Origin of the sequence: Maribacter forsetii DSM 18668 (assembly GCF_000744105.1) — a bacterium.
Classification (GTDB): Bacteria; Bacteroidota; Bacteroidia; order Flavobacteriales; family Flavobacteriaceae; genus Maribacter; species Maribacter forsetii.
Map to the genome: position 1 here is coordinate 3513870 of NZ_JQLH01000001.1, position 19500 is coordinate 3533369.

Annotated in this window: 20 protein-coding genes; 17 read left to right on the top strand and 3 right to left on the bottom strand. The window is 34.1% G+C overall.

Features of this window, described 5'->3' with window-relative positions; translation table 11 throughout:
* Positions 1-88: 88 nt before the first annotated feature.
* Entirely contained in the window at positions 89-481 is a 393-nt protein-coding gene (locus P177_RS14995; RefSeq protein WP_084135100.1) for a DUF1573 domain-containing protein, read from the top strand.
* Positions 482-535: 54 nt separating this feature from the next.
* Here P177_RS14995 and P177_RS15000 read toward each other — a convergent pair whose 3' ends face one another.
* A complete protein-coding gene (locus P177_RS15000; RefSeq protein WP_036156025.1) occupies positions 536-1873 on the bottom strand; it encodes an aspartyl protease family protein in 1338 nt (445 codons plus the stop codon).
* Between the two features lie 148 nt (positions 1874-2021).
* Between P177_RS15000 and P177_RS15005 the strand changes: the two genes are divergently transcribed.
* From P177_RS15005 to P177_RS15045, 9 genes are all read left to right on the top strand, one after another.
* Positions 2022-3212, top strand: coding sequence for a pyridoxal phosphate-dependent aminotransferase (locus P177_RS15005; protein WP_036156027.1), 1191 nt, complete (start codon positions 2022-2024; stop codon positions 3210-3212).
* On the top strand, positions 3212-4228 hold the full coding sequence (gene murB / locus P177_RS15010) for a UDP-N-acetylmuramate dehydrogenase (protein ID WP_036156029.1): 1017 nt from the start codon (positions 3212-3214) through the stop codon (positions 4226-4228). The genes P177_RS15005 and murB overlap by 1 nt, the downstream gene beginning before the upstream one ends.
* A 205-nt stretch (positions 4229-4433) precedes the next feature.
* A complete protein-coding gene (locus tag P177_RS15015) occupies positions 4434-4997 on the top strand; it encodes an RNA polymerase sigma factor (RefSeq protein ID WP_036156031.1) in 564 nt (187 codons plus the stop codon).
* On the top strand, positions 4994-5752 hold the full coding sequence (locus P177_RS15020; RefSeq protein ID WP_036156033.1) for an anti-sigma factor domain-containing protein: 759 nt from the start codon (positions 4994-4996) through the stop codon (positions 5750-5752). The genes P177_RS15015 and P177_RS15020 overlap by 4 nt, the downstream gene beginning before the upstream one ends.
* A 74-nt stretch (positions 5753-5826) precedes the next feature.
* A complete protein-coding gene (locus P177_RS15025; RefSeq protein WP_036156035.1) occupies positions 5827-6030 on the top strand; it encodes a hypothetical protein in 204 nt (67 codons plus the stop codon).
* Between the two features lie 43 nt (positions 6031-6073).
* On the top strand, positions 6074-6631 hold the full coding sequence (locus P177_RS15030; RefSeq protein WP_036156037.1) for an RNA polymerase sigma factor: 558 nt from the start codon (positions 6074-6076) through the stop codon (positions 6629-6631).
* 109 nt (positions 6632-6740) lie between these two features.
* Positions 6741-7616 (top strand): lipoyl synthase, encoded by an 876-nt coding sequence (gene lipA / locus P177_RS15035; RefSeq protein WP_036156039.1) that lies wholly within the window; start codon positions 6741-6743, stop codon positions 7614-7616.
* Between the two features lie 101 nt (positions 7617-7717).
* Positions 7718-8728: a type I glyceraldehyde-3-phosphate dehydrogenase gene (gap, locus tag P177_RS15040; protein ID WP_036156042.1), complete on the top strand. Its 1011-nt coding sequence runs from the start codon at positions 7718-7720 to the stop codon at positions 8726-8728.
* The gene (locus tag P177_RS15045; protein ID WP_036156043.1) at positions 8725-10944 is read left to right on the top strand and encodes a hybrid sensor histidine kinase/response regulator; all 2220 of its coding nucleotides are present in this window, start codon (positions 8725-8727) and stop codon (positions 10942-10944) included. Before gap ends, P177_RS15045 begins: the two co-directional genes overlap by 4 nt.
* Here the strand turns inward: P177_RS15045 and lpxK are convergent.
* Positions 10925-11926 (bottom strand): tetraacyldisaccharide 4'-kinase, encoded by a 1002-nt coding sequence (lpxK, locus tag P177_RS15050; RefSeq protein ID WP_036156046.1) that lies wholly within the window; start codon positions 11924-11926, stop codon positions 10925-10927. The two genes, P177_RS15045 and lpxK, sit on opposite strands and share 20 nt — an antisense overlap.
* A 50-nt stretch (positions 11927-11976) precedes the next feature.
* Here lpxK and P177_RS15055 point away from each other — a divergent pair, with 50 nt between their 5' ends.
* The 3 genes from P177_RS15055 to P177_RS15065 all read left to right on the top strand — a co-directional run bounded on the left by P177_RS15055 (position 11977) and on the right by P177_RS15065 (position 14336).
* Positions 11977-13071 (top strand): Nif3-like dinuclear metal center hexameric protein, encoded by a 1095-nt coding sequence (locus tag P177_RS15055; protein ID WP_036156048.1) that lies wholly within the window; start codon positions 11977-11979, stop codon positions 13069-13071.
* A 1-nt stretch (position 13072) separates the two neighbouring features.
* Complete coding sequence (locus tag P177_RS15060; protein WP_036156050.1) at positions 13073-13852, top strand: zinc ribbon domain-containing protein; 780 nt, start codon at positions 13073-13075, stop codon at positions 13850-13852.
* Positions 13853-13922: 70 nt separating this feature from the next.
* Positions 13923-14336 (top strand): DUF4174 domain-containing protein, encoded by a 414-nt coding sequence (locus P177_RS15065; protein WP_167333117.1) that lies wholly within the window; start codon positions 13923-13925, stop codon positions 14334-14336.
* Here the strand turns inward: P177_RS15065 and P177_RS15070 are convergent, their stop codons facing one another.
* The gene (locus tag P177_RS15070; protein ID WP_036156053.1) at positions 14337-15680 is read right to left on the bottom strand and encodes an FAD-dependent oxidoreductase; all 1344 of its coding nucleotides are present in this window, start codon (positions 15678-15680) and stop codon (positions 14337-14339) included. It abuts the gene before it with no gap.
* Positions 15681-15833: 153 nt separating this feature from the next.
* Here P177_RS15070 and P177_RS15075 point away from each other — a divergent pair, with 153 nt between their 5' ends.
* The 4 genes from P177_RS15075 to P177_RS15085 are packed head-to-tail and all read left to right on the top strand — an operon-like array spanning position 15834 to position 19472.
* On the top strand, positions 15834-16466 hold the full coding sequence (locus P177_RS15075) for a flavin reductase family protein (protein ID WP_036158577.1): 633 nt from the start codon (positions 15834-15836) through the stop codon (positions 16464-16466).
* Positions 16467-16468: 2 nt separating this feature from the next.
* Positions 16469-16624: a DUF2256 domain-containing protein gene (locus tag P177_RS19860; protein WP_084684708.1), complete on the top strand. Its 156-nt coding sequence runs from the start codon at positions 16469-16471 to the stop codon at positions 16622-16624.
* Positions 16617-17912: a DASH family cryptochrome gene (locus P177_RS15080; protein WP_036156055.1), complete on the top strand. Its 1296-nt coding sequence runs from the start codon at positions 16617-16619 to the stop codon at positions 17910-17912. The genes P177_RS19860 and P177_RS15080 overlap by 8 nt, the downstream gene beginning before the upstream one ends.
* Positions 17913-17939: 27 nt before the next feature.
* Complete coding sequence (locus tag P177_RS15085) at positions 17940-19472, top strand: cryptochrome/photolyase family protein (protein ID WP_209435195.1); 1533 nt, start codon at positions 17940-17942, stop codon at positions 19470-19472.
* Positions 19473-19500 lie beyond the last annotated feature (28 nt).

Genomic DNA, 19500 nt, shown 5'->3' on the forward strand with positions numbered 1-19500 from the left:
AACAAAAATAAGTAACGTTAGAGTATAACAAAAGGATTTTGAGGTTGATCTGAAAAGATTTAATTTTGACATCCACCCAAAATTATAAATGATGAAAAAAATAGTACTTGTATTATTTGTTGGCTTACTAGGTTTTAGTTTAACTGCACAGGACGCAGCTGCCAAAATAGAGTTTAAATCTGAAACTGTGGATTACGGCGAAATCGCTAAAGGATCTGACGGAGTAAGAGTTTTTGAATTTACAAACACAGGAACTGCACCACTTATAGTGAGTAAAGTTAGTTCTAGTTGTGGTTGTACCATTCCAAAAAAACCAGAAGATCCAATTTTACCAGGTAAAACAGGTGAAATTCAAGTGAAATATGATACCAATAGAGTTGGTCCTATCCGTAAAGCAATTACGGTTATTTCTAACGCTGACACTCCTACTAAGGTTTTAAAAATCAAAGGAGAAGTTCAAGCTACTACTGGTACCAAATAAAAGAACTTTTTAAAAATTCAAAGCCCAACTGAAAAGTTTGGCTTTTTTTATGCTTTACTGTTCGTCAAATAAAGGTTTTAAGACAAAACTAAAGAGCAGGTCGCTGTCATACCTTTCTACCAAAACCTTAATTTTTTTGTCCTTTTTAAAATTAAGCATATGCATAATCTCTTGTAATTTATATCGATGGATTCGCTTACCGTTCACTGCCAGAATGACATCGCCTTCTCGTAAGCCCGCCGAATGTGCCGGACTCCCCTGGCGTATACCCGAAACTATAATCTCTGGCACCAAACTTAACCTTGTAGCACCCTGAAGTATAATTTGTACATTTCCATAGGTTTTGGCACTGCTATTTAGCACACCGTTTGAATCGGTAATTCGTTCTGAAACATAACGCATACCCGCATGTTGCAAATCAATTCCGCTAATATTATATTGAAATAGTTTACCGAAATTGGCATTCTTGGTCATTATCAATTTTTCATTTCTATAATCGAATACCACATTAAAACGTTTTATCACCTCACCGCCCAAGCTTCCGTTTCTACCTCCAAAATCTGAAATTGTAGTGAACGTCTCCATATCAGGAAAAGCCGCCTTTGCATCACTCAGTACAAAATCTGCAATCTTTAAATGATTTATTTTTGTTCGCTTCCCAAAAATATCACCTGCCAACCCTTTTCCTAAAAAATCTTGATAATGCTTTTCGGGCAATTGAATTCTTTCATCTTCAAATAGCCATACTGCATCGCTACTTCCCGTATCCAATAACATTTTTACAGGTATTTCCTCATCCTTACTTATCATAACAAATGCATCTAAATATGCCTTCTTTCTAATGACAGACATATCTACAACCCTAGTGTTCTTAGATTTTTTGTACCTATAAAGTTCAGGGTCATGAAATTTTATGGTATGCTTTACATAGTTTATATCAACTACAAAATCTCTAAATAGATCATATCCAATTATACCATGCACAGGCACACCAAGGCTTGGCGAAAAGTTAACACCAGCATCCATTACTACATAAATGTTTTGGGAAGTATTCTTGACATTACCTAACTGCACAAAATTTCCGGTAGATTTTAATGCATTGATCGGGTCCCCTTCCCCTAGCCCATTAATTGTAATTTCGGTTACATTATTTAATTGAATAGAATCTTGATCCGCCAAATTGAATAAAATTGGTGTACCAACACCAGAATCTAACACAAAAGATAACTCCGTGCCATTGACATCAATAGGTATGACCATGAGATTATTAATCAATTGAAACTTTACTTTATGAAATTTCTTTCCGGCAGGTAATTGATAGGTTTGTGCTATTCCTGAAAAGGAAAAACAACATGACAAAAGAATCAATAGTATTCTATATTTACGTAACATAATCTATATGAATTAGTTAACCCTTTTTAAGATACATAATAATTTGATACAGTACCTAATTTTAACACGATAGGCAAAACCAAATAAAAGCCTAATTACTTTGTAAGAACCATAATCATTTATCACTTTTGTGAAAAATTCGAATAATATGCCATCTGTATCAAATAAGGGGCTCACCATGCCTCAATCACCTATAAGAAAGTTAGTTCCGTTTGCTGAAAATGCAAAAAAGAGAGGAGTTAATGTCATTCATTTGAACATAGGGCAACCAGATATTAAGACTCCGCAGCAAGCTTTAGACGCTGTGAAAAATAATGATATAAATGTATTGGAATACAGCCGTACCGAAGGTTCTGAGACTTTTAGAACCAAAATTGCGCAGTACTACCTTAAAAACGACATTCAAGTAAGTGCTACAGATATTATTGTAACTACCGGTGGATCAGAAGCATTGTCTTTTGCAATGAACACCATTGCAGATACAGATGATGAAATCATCATCCCTGAACCTTTTTATGCGAATTACAACGGATTTGCAACAGCATGTGGCGTAACCGTAGTACCTGTAGTTTCTAAATTAGAAGATAATTTTGCACTACCTCCTATTGAGGATTTCGAAAAACTAATTACACCTAAAACCAAGGCTATATTAATATGTAACCCTGGTAACCCTACAGGATATTTATATAGCAAGGAAGAAATTCAAAAATTAGCTACTCTAGTTAAAAAACACAATATTTATCTGGTAGCAGATGAAGTTTATAGAGAATTCACATATGACAATAAAACCCATGCTTCCATTTTAAAAGAAGAAGGATTGGAGGAACACGCTATTGTCATTGATTCGGTTTCTAAAAGATATAGTATGTGTGGTGCTAGAATTGGATACTTGGTATCAAAGAATAAAGAGTTTATTGCAACGGCAATGAAATTTGCACAGGCTAGACTATCACCACCTACATATGCGCAAATTGCAAGTGAAGCGGCTTTAGATACACCAAATAGCTATTTTGCTGAAGTAAAGACGGAATATGTTGCAAGAAGGAATCTGCTTATTGCGGAATTAGAAAAAATTGAAGGTATTAAAATTGCTAAACCGCAAGGTGCTTTTTACTGTATAGCAGAACTACCTATTAAAGATGCCGATCACTTTGCTCAATGGTTGCTAGAGGAATTTAACATAGACAACGAAACTGTTATGGTAGCACCCGCAGCAGGGTTTTACGCTACAGAAGGACTAGGTAAAAATCAAATTAGAATTGCATATGTTCTTGACCAAGATAGTTTAAAAAGAGCTGTTCAAATTTTAAAAGAAGCACTTAAAAGTTACAAAGGTTAATGATCGTACATGAACACTTTTCCCTAAAAAACTATAATACTTTTGGTATTGATGCTACAGCAAGATTCTTTGTTGAAGTTACGTCTATTGAAGAATTACAGGATATTCTTGGCAACCATGATTATGACAGAAAAATCATTATAGGTGGCGGTAGTAATATGTTGCTTTCAGATTATATTGAAGCATTGTTTATTCATGTAGATTTAAAGGGAAAGAAAATTGTATCAGAATCTGCAAACAGCGCACAAGTGAAGGTGATGGCAGGCGAAAACTGGCATGATATGGTCATGTGGACCCTTGAGAATAATTTTGGAGGATTGGAGAACATGTCCTTAATACCTGGAAATACCGGTACCGCACCTATTCAAAATATTGGCGCATATGGTATAGAGTTAAAAGATTGTTTTGTTAGTTGTGAAGCTATTAGAATAGAAGACCAAGAATTAATTACCTTAACCAAAGAGGAATGTAAATTTGGCTACAGAGATTCATTTTTTAAAAATGAAGGAAAAGATCAATTTGTAATTACGTCGGTAACTTTTTCTTTCACCAAAAAAGACCACAAAATTAACTCTGGCTACGGAGCAATTGAACAACAATTAGAAAAAGAAGCGATAACCAACCCTACCATAAAAGATATTTCCAATGCCGTTATAGCAATTCGCCAAAGTAAGTTGCCAGACCCAAAAGAATTAGGTAATAGTGGTAGCTTTTTTAAAAACCCGATAGTTGATAAAGAAATATTTGAAGAATTTACGCGTAAAAACCCTGAAGCTCCTTTTTATAAAGTATCAGATGAATTTTATAAAATTCCGGCAGGTTGGCTAATTGAGCAATGCGGATTTAAAGGAAAACGTTTTGGTGATGCAGGTGTTCATAAAAATCAAGCCTTGGTTCTTGTAAACTACGATAAAGCAACAGGTAAAGATATTTTAAACTTAGCGACAAAAATTATTGATACCGTAAAAACAAAGTTCCATATTGAAATAAGTCCTGAGGTTAATTTAATAAAATAACCCCTGTAAAAATTACAGGGGTTATTACCAAACCAAACCAACCAAAAACAAAGTGGGCAGTTACCAGCTGACCACTTATTCAATATATATTTTTAGAAAACGCTTCCTTAACAATCAATTTTATAATTTAGCGTTTAATCATATACGGTTCAATGTTAGCATTTGGATGTCCATCATAAAAAAAAATATGTACATCTTTTAAATTATGAGCACTCTATTAGAAAACCATATTGTTGAATTACTACAGGAAAGAAACGAAAAAGCGATTTCTCTCTTGTATGATAATTATGCCGACACCCTATTAGGTGTGGCAAATAAGGTAGTGCGTGATCCTGATCTAGCACAAGATGTTGTTCAAGAATCTTTTGTGAAGATTTGGAAAAAAGCAGACTCTTATGACCCTAAAAAAGCGAAACTGTTTACTTGGCTTTTTAGAATTACACGTAACACTGCCATTGACAAATTAAGAAGTGTCAACACAAAATCCGATAAAGAAATCCAAATAGACGTTTCTGACGTATATACTTTAGGCGTGGAAAGTACAAGGCCAGAGTTAATGGATGTAAGAGAACATCTAGACAAAATTGAAGATAAATATCAAATTGTTCTAGAAGCTCTTTTCTTTCAAGGCATGACCCAACAAGAAGCAAGTGATGAGTTGGATATACCTTTAGGAACTATTAAGTCTAGACTTAAAATTGGATTACGCGAATTAGGCAAAATCTATGGCCCAGCCGTAGTTGCCATGTTATTAAATTTCGTATTATGAAAGACAAAATAAGAATTTTCCTTGATTCTGATTTATTAGAAAAGTATCTTTTGGGAACAACTACCGAGTTGGAAAGCCTTCAGGTAGAGCGCTATATTGCCATGTACCCAGAGGTAAGGGAAACATACAGCGAATTACAGGATAATCTTGAAATCTTCGCTAAACTTCATGCTATTGAAGCACCACAAGGTTTAAAGGATAAAATCAACTCTAGAATAAAAGCTGAACGTAAGGGCAGAAAAAGATTCTATAGTTATGCTATTGCAGCAAGTATTACCGCTATCATGTTCATAGGTATCTCTACTTTTTTCTGGAACCAAAACCAGAGTTTACAAGAAGAGAACAGCGTTGTTAGCAATAAAATAAAATTGCTTGAGGAAAACATGAAAGAGCAGTTAGAAGATGTACGTAATCAGTTCATTGTTCTAAACAACCCACAAACTAAAAAGTATAATGTTAAGGGGAACCAGAAAGCAAAAGATTTAAAAGCTGTGGCCTATATAAATCCAGTTAAGAAATTATCATATATCAATGTAAGCAAATTACCGCATATTCCAGAAAGCCAATGTTTTCAAATGTGGGCAGAGGTTAACGGTAAAATGATAAACCTAGGTATTATTGAAGAAGCTGGCGACCAGCAAAAGCTGCTAGCATTACCATACGCTGAAAATGCCGTTGGTTATATTACAATTGAACAAAAGGGAGGTAACCACGCCCCTAACGTAGAAAATATAGTTGCGAATATAGCATACTAAGCTTTCACACATAAAGTATTCTTAAAGCCCCATTTTTGGGGCTTTATTTTTTATCTTTGTTTAAAATTTAGCATATGAAACTAGTATTATTGACCATTGGGTTGTTAGCATTGGCTTTTGCAGGTATTGCAATTAAAATATGGTCTAAAAAAGATGGGGAATTTGCAGGAACTTGCGCAAGCCAAAGTCCTTTTTTAAATCAAGACGGACAAGCTTGTGGTATGTGCGGTAAAATGCCAAACGAACAAGATTGCAAAAAAGATTTAATCTCCGAATAAGTTTAGTACTTAATCAAAAACATACGCTTACCAAAATTAATATTTGAACAACATAGACACTTTAGAAGAAACAATCATTAAAGCGAAGCAAGGCAAACAGATTGCCTTTAGTCGTTTGTTAGATATGTTTTGGAACGATGTTTATGGATTTCAATTAAAGCGTACGGAAAATGAAAACGATTCTGAAGATATAACCATTCAGACATTTTCAAAGGCGTTCGATAAGATAAATACCTATAACGATTCTTATGTATTTAAAACTTGGCTAATAGCCATTTCAAAGAATATACATATTGATCTGGTTAGAAAGCGAAAAAAGAATTTGTTAGATTCTAGAAGTAATTCTGATGCTATTACCAGCGCTTTAGACGCTACGCCTTCTATGGAAGATCAATTGATTCAAGAACAGAATTTAGCAGATTTACTCAGGGATATTAAAAAACTAAAGCCCCACTACCAAGCAGTCATCAACCTAAGGTATTTTAATGAGTTAAGTTATGCTGATATTGCCACACAATTAAACGAGCCCATAAACAGTGTAAAAGTAAAACTTCTAAGGGCTAAAAAATTACTTTCAGAAATTATCAAGGAACGAAAGTAATCAACAAACCAATAGTAAATTTCTCATAATTTAGAACTCATTTGTGTAGGATGTAATTCTACTTTACCCACACTTTATTAGTTCGTATATTTGTAATAAAATTGAAAGCATGTCTACAGTTTTAAAAGAAAATGTTGCTCCACCAAAAGGTAAACCGAAATGGCTAAGGGTAAAATTACCTACGGGTAAAAAATACACTCAGCTTAGGGGTTTGGTAGATAAGTATGACTTACATACTATTTGTACCAGCGGAAGTTGCCCTAATATGGGAGAATGCTGGGGAGAAGGTACAGCAACTTTTATGATATTAGGTAATGTATGCACCAGATCATGTGGTTTTTGCGGCGTTAAAACCGGAAGACCAGAGAACGTTGACTGGGCAGAACCTGAAAAAGTAGCTAGATCCATAAAAATTATGGGTATTAAACATGCTGTTATTACTTCTGTAGATAGAGATGACCTTAAAGATATGGGGTCTATCATTTGGGCAGAAACCGTAAAGGCCATACGCAGAATGAACCCAACTACTACTTTAGAGACTTTAATTCCCGATTTTCAAGGTATAGAAAAGCATTTAGATAGAATTGTTGCTGTTTCTCCTGAAGTTGTTTCTCACAACATGGAAACTGTTAAGAGACTAACTAGAGAAGTGCGTATACAAGCAAAATACGAACGTAGCCTTGAAGCCTTGAACTATTTGAAAAAACAAGGTATCAACAGAACCAAATCTGGTATTATGTTAGGTCTTGGTGAACATGAAGATGAAGTAATTACCACATTAGCAGATTTGCGTAATGCAGATGTTGATGTTGTTACTATAGGACAGTACTTACAACCGTCAAAAAAACATCTTCCTGTTAAAGAGTTTATTACTCCTGAGCAGTTTAAGAAATATGAAGATATAGGTCTTGAAATGGGCTTTAGACATGTTGAAAGTGGTGCCTTGGTAAGATCTTCTTATAAAGCACACAAGCATATTCTATAAAATCTCAAGAACATACTTCTTAGCTACAACGCTAATATAATTTGATAGTTCTAATTTAATTGGAATTATCTGTATTAACTGAACACATTCATCGGTAACCAATGCAAAAACTAAACATAGGCATTAATGGTTTTGGAAGAATAGGCAGAACCCTATTTCGCCTAATGCAAGCACATGAAAATTTAAATGTGGTTGCCATTAATGATTTGGCAGACACCCATACTCTTTCGCATCTGTTAAAATATGATAGTATTCACGGTACTTCTCCGCTCAACATCTCTCATGACGATAAGCACATTATCGTTAATGATAGAGCCATAGCACTTTATAACGAATCGCATCCGTCTAAAATAAATTGGTCATCTACGGCAGTTGACCTAGTTGTAGAATGTACCGGTAAATTTAAGGACCGAGAAACATTATCCTTTCATCTTAAAAATGGGGCCAAAAAAGTCATTTTGTCCGTACCGCCTACAGAAGATGATATTAAAATTATTGTCTTTGGCATTAATGAAAATACCTTGACCACATCTGACGATATTATATCCAACGCATCATGTACTACGAACAATGCTGCACCAATGATAAAAATAGTCAATGACCTATGTGGTATTGAGCAGGCGTATATTACAACGATACACTCGTATACTACAGATCAAAGTTTGCATGACCAACCGCATAGAGATTTAAGAAGGGCACGGGCAGCATCACAATCTATAGTACCTACTACAACTGGGGCAGCAAAAGCATTGACCAAAATATTTCCTGAATTAGCAGATACCATTGGTGGTTGTGGCATTAGAGTCCCTGTACCAAACGGCTCATTAACAGACATTACGCTCAATGTAAAAAGGGAAACAAGTATTGAGGAAATAAACTCTACTTTTGAAAAAGCGTCTAAAAACCAGTTTAAAAAGATAGTACATTATACTAACGACCCAATAGTTTCCATTGATATAAACAATAGTTGTTATTCTTGTACGTTTGATTCTTTGATGACCTCCGTAATAGGAAAAATGGTTAAAATTATTGGCTGGTATGATAACGAAACCGGTTATAGCAGTAGGATCATTGATTTGATTAATTTTATAAGTACTAAAAATTATATTTGAAGATTTTATTTTTAAATAAAACGCTTAAATTTTTACTAGTCCCCATTCTAATTTTGGCGGCTACCACTGCCCTATACTCACAAAACCCGGTTCCACAGAAAGATATACAGCCATATTTTGATCAAGCAAGAAAATTCAGAAATCAAGATAAAATTGACCTTGCCTTAGAAACACTGAATACAGCAGCAAATGAAGCCGAAAAAAGCGAAGATGTAAAAGGTCTCATAGATAGCCTTCATGAACTAGCATTACTTTATTTAAAAATAGATAAGGAAGGTGACACTGAATTTTATTGGGATCGCGCAAGTGTTCTGTTAAAAGACATTGAATATCCTTACGGTGATGGTATGCATAAATATATAGAGGCTATTCTTTTACATAGAAGTAACAGAAACTTTCAAGCTCTGTTTATGCTTAACGAAGCTAAACAACTGAATAACGACCGTAATTTTTACAATAACTTATTATTGACAGAAGCTAAAGTATATCTCAGTTTAGAGAAATATGACAGTGCTACAAAAAATTTGAATTCACTTATTGTAAATACTGATCTTTACGAAAAGGAATACCTGACAACACAAGCCTACTTAACACTTGCTGAATTAAATTTAAAAATCGATAATTTATCCGAAGCTGCTAAAAATGGGGAAAATGCATTGACCCTAGCTCTTGATAATGGATTTTTAGAAGACATCAAAAACTCAAACACCTTGTTATCTTCTGTTTATGAAAGACTGGGTTTATACCAAAAGTCTCTTGTAAATACCCAAAACCTGGTACAATTAAAAGATTCTATATTTAATATTGATAAAAATATTATTGAAGCCAAAACAGCTGATAAGATAAGAGATGATTATAAAACGGAAGAGATTGCACGCCAAGAAAAGAAAATAGAAGAACTTACAGAATCTCAAAACAGGTCTGAACTTACGGCAATTTTAACCTCTGCATTTTTAATTATCATTTCATTACTAGCGGTTACATTATATAGAAATAATCAGATAAAATTAAAAACCAACGATCTTTTACAGACCAAGAACAAAGAGCTACAAATTGCTCGTGATGGTGCCGTACAGGCAATGGAAGCAAAAACAAACTTTCTATCTACGGTAAGTCATGAACTTAGAACTCCGCTATATGCGGTAACCGGACTTACCCATCTACTGCTAGAGGAAAACCCAGAAGAGCACCAAAAAGAACATTTAAAGGCATTAAAATTCTCTGGTGACTATCTTCTTAATTTTATTAATGACATTCTACACATCAACAAAATTGATGCGAATAAATTAGAACCCCTTAATATGGAGTTCAACCTTAATAAGGTCATTAATGAAGTTATCAATTCTCTTGGTCAAAGTGCTAAGTCCAATAAAACAAACCTGATTCTAGAATACGATTCAGATATACCAAATAGCTTATTGAGCGATCCATTAAAGCTCTCTCAAATTTTCATGAACTTAATTGGTAATTCTATCAAATTTACCAAAGGCGGCCAGGTAAAGGTGATTGCAAAATTATTGAACAAAGTTGAAGATGATATCACCATCTATTTTGAAGTTAAGGATAATGGTATCGGTATCTCAAAAGAGAAGCAAAAAAGTATTTTTGAAGGTTTTGAACAAGGTTCCATTCAAATAAACAGAGAGTATGGTGGTACCGGTTTAGGTCTTACTATTGTTAAAAGTTTATTGAGCTTATTTGAAAGTAAAATTGAGCTTGAGAGTGAATTGGGCGAGGGAAGCTCTTTCTTCTTTGAAGTTAAAATGAAGAGTCTTGAAAGTGAATCAGAAGATGTATCATTTGAAATTACGCCTAAAGATTACGACTTTAAAGGACTACACTTGTTAATTGTTGAAGACAATAAAATTAACCAAGTCATCACCAAAAAAATGCTCTCTAAGCGAGATATGACCAGCGACATAGCCAATAACGGTCATGAGGCAGTAACAGCCGCTCAAGAAAATGTATACGATGCCATACTGATGGATATTCATATGCCAGGTATTAGTGGTGAAGAAGCTACAATACAAATTAGAAAGTTCAATCAAGACACACCTATAATTGCATTAACGGCTATTTCTTTAGATGATAGCTTAGAAAGTTTTTATGCCGCAGGTTGTGATGATGTGGTTACTAAACCTTTTAAACCAGATGTTTTTTACCAAAAGATAGGTGAGAATATTTTTGATAAAAGAGCTAAGAAATCGTTGTCATAAATTTTAATAATTCCTTCTTCATGAGTTCGCGGGTATTATCAAAAAACTCATGTTTTACTTCTATATAACTTAAGTTCGCTAGCTTAGTTTCTAGACGTACAAAATCCTTTTCTGTAGTAAGAATACATTCTTTTTCTTTTAAAACATCAATTTCTTGATCAGTAAAGAAATGGTGATCCTTGTATTTTAAATGCTCAAACGTAATTCCTTCCGAATTTAAAAATTTTACTAACGGAGCAGGATTGGCAATACCGGTTACCAAAGTCACATTTTTTCCTTTCAGCGTATCTAAAGTCAAGATATCACCCTTTAGTTCTTTATTATAAGACAAATAACTGAACAATACTTTTTGATGGGGTTTAGGATGTATACTTTCCTTAATCTTGTTTTTTTCTGATGGCGACAAGTTAGCAGGGCATTTAGTCACTACAATTAAATCTGCCCTACCCGCCTCTCTTTTAGAATCTCTTAAATCTCCCGTAGGCAGATACCAATCTTTAGTATATATATTATCATAGGAAGTCAACAAAATTGAATACCCAGCTTTTACTTTTCTATGTTGAAAAGCATCATCTAGCAGAATAACATCTGGACTAATCAATTTTTCCAACTGACTGATTCCGTTTCTTCTATCCTCATCAACGGCAACAGTAATTTTAGGGAATTTGCTTTTTATCTGAAATGGTTCATCACCCATTTCTTCAACAGTGGTTTGTTCATTTGATAGCAAAAAACCTTCTGACTTCCTTTTATAGCCTCTACTTAAAATAGCTACATTATAATTCTCAGAAAGCTCCCGTATCAATAGCTCGATCATTGGTGTCTTACCCGTACCACCAACACTTAGGTTACCTACACAAATAGTTTTTACGGCAAATGATCGAGAAGAGAAAATACCCATATCATACAAGCGATTTCTAAGAAAGACAATCAGTCCGTAAATTAATGAAATAGGAAAAAGAAGTTTTCGTAACACCTGCATTAGAACGAAATTATAATAATTTATCTTTGAATATCTTATTTTCTTATAAAATGACCGTAAAAGACATCACCCTAATATTAGAAGAATTTGCCCCACTAACTTATGCCGAAGATTTTGACAACGTAGGTTTACTAGTTGGCAACGCTTCCAATGAAGTAAGCGGAGTATTAGTTACATTAGACACTTTAGAAAATGTGGTAGAAGAAGCCATTGCTAAAAAGTGTAACATGATCGTTAGCTTTCACCCAATTATTTTTGGTGGGTTGAAGAAAATAACGGGGAAAAATTACGTGGAGCGTGTAGTTATCAAAGCAATCAAAAACGATATTGCCATCTATTCTAACCACACGGCACTTGACAATGCAAAAGAAGGCGTAAACGCAAAAATTTGCGAAGTACTTGGACTTTCTAATACCAAAATACTACTTCCTCAAAACAATACGATTAAAAAATTGACCACCTATATCCCTAAAGATAATTTAGAAGAGGTAAAAAATGCCCTGTTCAAAGCTGGTGCAGGTAACATAGGAAACTATTCTGACTGTAGTTTCACTATTGAAGGTAATGGTACTTATAAAGCAAATGAAGGTGCCAACCCAACAAAAGGAAGTATTGGTACCACGCATACTGAAAGTGAAATAATGTTTACGTGTGTTTTTGGCAAGAATGAAGAATCTGCTGTCATCAAAGCATTATTATCATCTCACCCGTACGAAGAGGTGGCTTATGACATACAAACTATAGAAAACACCAACCAACATATTGGTATGGGCATGATAGGTGAATTGAAGAAAGAGGTTACGGAAACCGAATTTCTTGAACATTTAAAACTTAAAATGAACGCCAAATTGGTACGTCATTCCAATTTTTTAAATAAACCGATTAAAAAAGTAGCAGTACTGGGAGGAAGTGGTTCTTTTGCCATTAGTGCTGCCAAAGCGGCCGGAGCAGACGTATTTGTTACTGCAGACCTTAAATATCACCAATTTTACGAGGCTGAAAACCAAATAGTTTTGGCAGATATAGGACACTTTGAAACTGAGCAGTTTACAAAAAACCTTTTAGTTGATTATCTTACGAAAAAAATTCCTAATTTTGCAATCCATTTATCGGAAAGTATAACAAATCCCATCAATTATTTTTAATATGGCAAAAAAAGAAGATTCGTCTGTAGAAGCAAAGTTAAGAGCATTATATGATTTGCAATTAATTGATTCTAGGGTTGATGAAATAAGGAACGTTCGTGGTGAACTTCCTTTAGAAGTAGAAGACTTGGAAGATGAAGTCCTTGGCCTAAAAACGAGAATGGATAAACTTAAAACTGATTTAGAGAATATCAATTTCGAAATCGGTGCTAAGAAGAACCTTATTGAAGAAGCAAAGACTTTAATTAAAAAATACGGCGAGCAACAAAAGAATGTTCGTAACAGTAGAGAATTTAATTCTATCAGTAAAGAATTGGAATTTCAAGAATTGGAAATTCAATTAGCTGAAAAGAACATTAAAGAATTCAAAGCTCAAATAGATCAGAAGAAATCTGTTATTTCTGAAACTAAAGAACGTTTATCTGAACGTGAGGCTCACCTTAAGCACAAGAAAAGCGAATTAAACGCTATTCTTGCTGAAACTGAGAAAGAAGAAAAAGCGCTGTTAGAAGAGTCTATTAAATTTCAAGATAAAATTGAAGAGCGTTTGGTAAAGGCATATGCACGTATTCGTAACAATGTTAAGAATGGTTTAGCTGTTGTGCCAATTGAAAGAGGTGCTTCTGGTGGTTCTTTCTTTACTATTCCACCTCAGGTACAAGTTGAGATTGCTTCAAGAAAGAAGATTATTACTGATGAGCATAGTGGTCGTATTTTAGTTGATCCTACCCTTGCTGAAGAGGAAAGTGAAAAAATGCAAAAAATGTTCGCTAAATTATAATAGCAAACATCTAACATATATTAAAAAAGCCATCTTTAAAAGATGGCTTTTTTTGTTTAAATTCATGACTATGAAATCTTTAAAAATCCTTTTAATTTTTATAATGATGTATAGTCTTAATATAGAAGCTCAAGATTTATCGGACTACAAATGGAAAAATAGAATAGTTATTCTTTACGAAACTGAAAATAATATTGCCGAAGTAAAATCTGCCTTAGAAACTATTGAAAGTAATGCTTCAAAAATTAATGAAAGGGATATTATTGTTTTCAACTATAAAGACAGTGTATTATATACTACGGAAGGTAAAGCTACAGAAATTAAAAAATCCAGCACGTTACCAAAATCCTATAATGGCTATATATTAATTGGAAAAGATGGTGGCATTAAAGCCAAAAGCCCCTACCCTTTTAAAATACAACAGCTTATTGACTTAATTGACAGTATGCCCATGCGCAGAAGTGAAATGAAGTCCAATAAATAATTACCCCAGTAATTTGAGCATTAGCTCTTCTACCTCCTTACTATCCCATTTTTCATCTATTCCTGGTGTGCTCATGACTTTTTTCATAATCTCTTCCTGAGCATCTCCTTCTGCCAGTGCTTCTGCATAGGGTCTATTTGAAAATGTCACCCTACTATAGGCTGGCACCCATTTTTCTGGATGTTTTGCCGCAAAGTGTTTTTCAATTTTCTTTTGTAACAAGAAATTGCTATCTGCAGTTTTACTGCTCATTTCTACAAAGTTGCGATAGCTTAGCTCTGCAATAGCATCAGCGTTTGGCTTGCGCCTTTCTTGATATATCTCAAAAATACGCTGCCAGTCATCACCTAACTCCTGTATAATCTGATTTAAGACATAAATATCCTCAAACCCAGCATTCATGCCTTGACCATAAAAAGGCACTACAGCATGCGCAGAATCACCCACAAGGGCAACTTTATCCCAATAGGTCCACGGGTAGCACTTCATGGTAACCATGGCACTGGTAGGGTTCTTAAAAAAGTCTCCGGTTAAATTTTCTATATCATCCATTACGTTAGGGAAGTACGTATTGAAAAAATGTACCGCATCCTTTTTTGTCTTCAGACTATCAAAAGAAACATCACCCTCAAATGGCATAAATAAAGTACAGGTAAAACTGCCATCTAAGTTTGGCATTGCTATAAACATAAACTTACCGCGTGGCCAAATATGAAATGAGTGCTTATCTAATTTATGTGAACCATCCGCATTTGCAGGTATGGTCAATTCTTTATATCCTACATCAATAAAATCTTGCGAATAGTCAAATCTACTTCGCCTTTGCATTTTATGACGTACTCTTGAAAAAGCACCGTCGCATCCAAATACCAAATCGAAAGGGTATTCTATCCACTCCCCTTTTTCGCTTTCTCCCGTATAAACTTTTGCTTCGGGCAAATTAATATCCCAGACCTTTTCCTCAAAACGAAATTCTACTCCGTTCTTTTCAGCAAGATCAATCATGCGTCTATTAAGCACACCACGCGATATAGACCAAATAGCCTCACCGTCTTTGCCATATTTTTGAAAATACTGCTCTTTTCCAATGACGTGCATCGCCCTTTTATCTAAGGGTATGGCTATTTCCTTAATCTCTTCTTCTATGCCAACCGCCTTCAAGGCGTTCCAACCTCTATTACTCATTGCAAGGTTGATGGATCGTCCAGAAAATTCAACATTTCTAATATCTGGTCTGCGATCAAAAACGGTAATTTGATGTCCGTACCTCTTAAGGTAAATGGCTAGCAAGGATCCTACTAAGCCTGAGCCAATAATGGCAATATTCTTTTTTTCTTGCGTCATGTATATGGCTTTAAGCCAACATTAATTCAATGTTAAAAATAGGAAATTATACCCTCATTTCTTGTATAAACAGATAAACTAAGCAAATCATTTACCTTATTGAGTCCATATCTGTTTAATTTTTAATTATTTTTGTTAAACAAAATTTACAATTTGAAACATTTTAGTAAAGAAGAACTAGGCAAAATGCCTAGTAGATACAGAGCTCATTTAATTAATAGTTGTACCGGTTATAAATCTGCCAACTTATTAGGTTCTAAATCTGAAGCGGGTATAAGTAATTTGGCTATTTTCAATTCGGTGGTTCATATTGGTAGTACACCACCTATGCTAGGGTTTATTCTTAGACCTTTAACCGTTAAAAGAAATACCTATGCCAACTTCAAAGAAAGTGGATTTTTCACCGTCAACCAGGTAAACGAATCTATCATAAAAGATGCGCATCATACTGCAGCCAGCTATGATGAAGAGATTTCAGAGTTTTCAAAAACCAAATTAACCGAAACTTATTTAGATAATTTTCAGGCTCCATACGTAAAAGAGAGTGCTATAAAATTGGGTTGCAGCTATGTGAACGAATATGATATTAAAGAGAATGGTTGCCTACTGATAATCGGTGCTATTGAGCATGTCTATTTATCAGACGATATTTTACAAAATGACGGTTGGTTGCAATTAGACAAAGCGCAGACTGTCGCCATTAATGGATTGGATGCTTATGCCCTACCACAACTTTTAGCAAGATTCGCATATGCAAAACCAGACGAACCCAGTAAACTTATATAATAGTGGCTCATAAAAAAGTAAATCTGCAAACAAAAATTTGCGTAACGTGTAATAAACCATTTTCATGGCGTAAAAAGTGGGAACGCAATTGGGACGATGTAAAGTACTGCGGAGAAAAATGTAGACGAAATAAATTGAAAACAGCAATTCATGAATAATCTAATTTGGTTTAGAAACGACTTAAGGGTGCAAGACAACTCTTCATTAACCGAAGCAATGAAAGGGTCTAATGTTATTGGCTTTTACTGTTTTGAATCTAAATTTTTTGAAACCGATGAATTCGGATTTAAAAGAACTGAAAAGTATAGGGCAAATTTTTTAATTGAGACTGTTCAGCAATTAAAACAGGAACTTGAAAAAATCAATATACCGCTATTTATTTATCACGGTAATTCAGCAGATTACTTACCAGATTTAATTCAAAATCATAACATCAATTCTGTTTTCTTACAAAAAGAATGGACTAGAGATGAACAGGTTATACTAAACAATGTAAAGAACAACTTAGATCCCAATATAAATATTCACGAAGTATATGATCAATTTTTATTTCACCCAGATGATATTCCTTATGATGATTTTAGTTTAATTCCGAATGTCTTTACCACCTTCAGAAAAAAGTGTGAAGCAAACTCCAAAGTAAGACCAATTACCACATTACCTAATAAAATGCCTAGTGAAAATTTAATTGACACTAAGACCAAAATCCCTACTTTAAATTATTTAGGTTTAGACAATTATACTAACCATATAAATACCGCATTCCCCTTCAAAGGCGGAGAATTAGAGGCGTTAAAACGAATACAGAACTACTTTTGGGAAACGAGAAAACTAAGTTTTTATAAGAAAACCAGAAACGGATTAATTGGTACGGATTACAGTTCAAAACTTTCTGCTTGGCTGGCTAACGGTAGTATATCTCCAAGAACCATTTACTGGGAAATAAAGAATTACGAGAAAGAGATTGTAAAAAACCAAGATACCTATTGGTTAATTTTCGAATTGATTTGGAGAGATTTTTTTAAATATATTTCTCTTAAACATCACGATGCTATATTTAAGTTGGGTGGTATATTAAATAATACTTACGATCCTAAAACCAACGAAAAAGCCAAACATACTTGGATCAATGGTTTAACTAAAGAACCTTTTGTAAATGCCAATATGAAAGAACTATTAGAAACCGGATGGATGAGTAATAGAGGGCGACAAAACGTAGCTAGTTTTTGGTCTAAAGAATTAGAACAAGATTGGCGAATTGGTGCAGCCTATTTTGAAAGTATGTTAATTGATTATGATGTGCATAGTAATTGGGGAAATTGGATGTACAACAGCGGAGTAGGAAATGACCCTAGAAACCGAAAATTCAATATCAAAAGCCAAGCTGAACGATATGATGCTTCCGGTAAATATCAACTGTTGTGGTTACAAGAAACATTGTTCTAATCACAACTTTCAAAAAGACACGAAATAATGAAAATAGTACGCTTAATATTAGGTGATCAATTAAATCAAAATCACTCTTGGTTCTCAAACGTAAATGACGATATCACCTATGTAATAGCTGAAATGAGACAAGAAACCGATTATGTTAAACACCATATTCAAAAAGTGGTCGCTTTCTTTTTGGCTATGCGAAGTTTCAGAGATGACCTTTCTGAAAAAGGGCATCGATTTATCTATTACAAACTAAACGATAAAAACAACCCTCAAGATTTAGCACAGATAATATCCAACACTATCAAAGAAACAAATGCTGAAAAATTTGAATATCAGTTACCAGACGAATATAGACTGGATAAACAATTGCAAAAAATTTGCAGTTCGCTAGCCATAGCTACCGATAGTTTTGATACCGAACATTTTTACACTACTAGATATGAGTTAAAAGATTTCTATACCGGCAAGAAGCAAATGGTTATGGAAAGTTTTTATAGAATGATGCGTAAAAAGCATAGTATTATGGTGACTAATGACCAACCGGAAGGTGGTACATGGAACTATGACCAGAGCAACAGAAATAAATGGAAGGGCAAAACACCTATTCCTAAAGAAAAAGAGTTTTCTAAAAATGTAAATGAAATAGTTCAAATGTTGAACGATAAAAATGTTCAAACATTTGGCAATATAGATTCCACAGAATTTCCATGGCCGGTGACAAGAGAAGAATGCTTGAATACATTAGATTATTTCTGCAATGAACTACTACCACATTTTGGTGACTACCAAGATGCCATGCATACTGATGAGAAGTTTCTTTTTCACTCACGCCTATCATTTGCAATGAATGCTAAGATATTGGCACCAAATGAAGTTATCAATACTGTCTTAGACCATTTTTACGATAAATCCAACGATATAAACATATCTCAAGTTGAAGGTTTTGTACGACAAATTTTAGGTTGGAGAGAATATATGAGGGGTATTTATTGGAAAGAAATGCCCAAATACAAAGAACTGAACACATTAAACAATACCAATAAATTACCTGAGTTTTTTTGGACAGGTGACACGAAAATGAATTGTTTAAAAAAAGCTATTGGTCAAAGTTTAGATGCTTCTTATGCTCATCATATACAGCGCCTTATGGTTATCGGTAATTTTTCTTTATTGACCCAAATAGACCCAGATGAAGTTGATAAGTGGTATTTAGGTGTTTACATAGATGCTATTGAATGGGTTGAAATTACCAATACTAGAGGTATGAGCCAGTTTGCAGATGGTGGTATTGTTGCTACTAAACCATATGTTAGTAGCGCTAACTACATTAACAAAATGAGTAATTACTGCAGTGGTTGCCATTATAGCCAAACCAAAAAAATTGGTAAAAAAGCATGTCCTTTTAACTCTTTATATTGGAATTTTCTTTCTGATAAAAAGGAACATTTTATAGACAATCAACGTATGAATATGATGCTGGCACTTTTAAATAAAATGGACGGAAACAAACTAGCTGAAATTCAAGAAAGAGCTACCGAAATAATTAAAAATCCCGATGCATTTTAATAATTATTTAAACTAAAATTTACACTAT

What these genes read in the sequence shown, in the direction of transcription:
- P177_RS14995 (WP_084135100.1), top strand. Translation starts at nt 89, where the DNA reads ATGATGAAAAAAATAGTACTTGTATTATTTGTTGGCTTACTAGGTTTT.
- P177_RS15000 (WP_036156025.1), bottom strand. Translation starts at nt 1,873, where the DNA reads ATGTTACGTAAATATAGAATACTATTGATTCTTTTGTCATGTTGTTTT.
- P177_RS15005 (WP_036156027.1), top strand. Translation starts at nt 2,022, where the DNA reads ATGCCATCTGTATCAAATAAGGGGCTCACCATGCCTCAATCACCTATA.
- murB (WP_036156029.1), top strand. Translation starts at nt 3,212, where the DNA reads ATGATCGTACATGAACACTTTTCCCTAAAAAACTATAATACTTTTGGT.
- P177_RS15015 (WP_036156031.1), top strand. Translation starts at nt 4,434, where the DNA reads ATGAGCACTCTATTAGAAAACCATATTGTTGAATTACTACAGGAAAGA.
- P177_RS15020 (WP_036156033.1), top strand. Translation starts at nt 4,994, where the DNA reads ATGAAAGACAAAATAAGAATTTTCCTTGATTCTGATTTATTAGAAAAG.
- P177_RS15025 (WP_036156035.1), top strand. Translation starts at nt 5,827, where the DNA reads ATGAAACTAGTATTATTGACCATTGGGTTGTTAGCATTGGCTTTTGCA.
- lipA (WP_036156039.1), top strand. Translation starts at nt 6,741, where the DNA reads ATGTCTACAGTTTTAAAAGAAAATGTTGCTCCACCAAAAGGTAAACCG.
- gap (WP_036156042.1), top strand. Translation starts at nt 7,718, where the DNA reads ATGCAAAAACTAAACATAGGCATTAATGGTTTTGGAAGAATAGGCAGA.
- lpxK (WP_036156046.1), bottom strand. Translation starts at nt 11,926, where the DNA reads ATGCAGGTGTTACGAAAACTTCTTTTTCCTATTTCATTAATTTACGGA.
- P177_RS15055 (WP_036156048.1), top strand. Translation starts at nt 11,977, where the DNA reads ATGACCGTAAAAGACATCACCCTAATATTAGAAGAATTTGCCCCACTA.
- P177_RS15060 (WP_036156050.1), top strand. Translation starts at nt 13,073, where the DNA reads ATGGCAAAAAAAGAAGATTCGTCTGTAGAAGCAAAGTTAAGAGCATTA.
- P177_RS15065 (WP_167333117.1), top strand. Translation starts at nt 13,923, where the DNA reads ATGAAATCTTTAAAAATCCTTTTAATTTTTATAATGATGTATAGTCTT.
- P177_RS15070 (WP_036156053.1), bottom strand. Translation starts at nt 15,680, where the DNA reads ATGACGCAAGAAAAAAAGAATATTGCCATTATTGGCTCAGGCTTAGTA.
- P177_RS15080 (WP_036156055.1), top strand. Translation starts at nt 16,617, where the DNA reads ATGAATAATCTAATTTGGTTTAGAAACGACTTAAGGGTGCAAGACAAC.
- P177_RS15085 (WP_209435195.1), top strand. Translation starts at nt 17,940, where the DNA reads ATGAAAATAGTACGCTTAATATTAGGTGATCAATTAAATCAAAATCAC.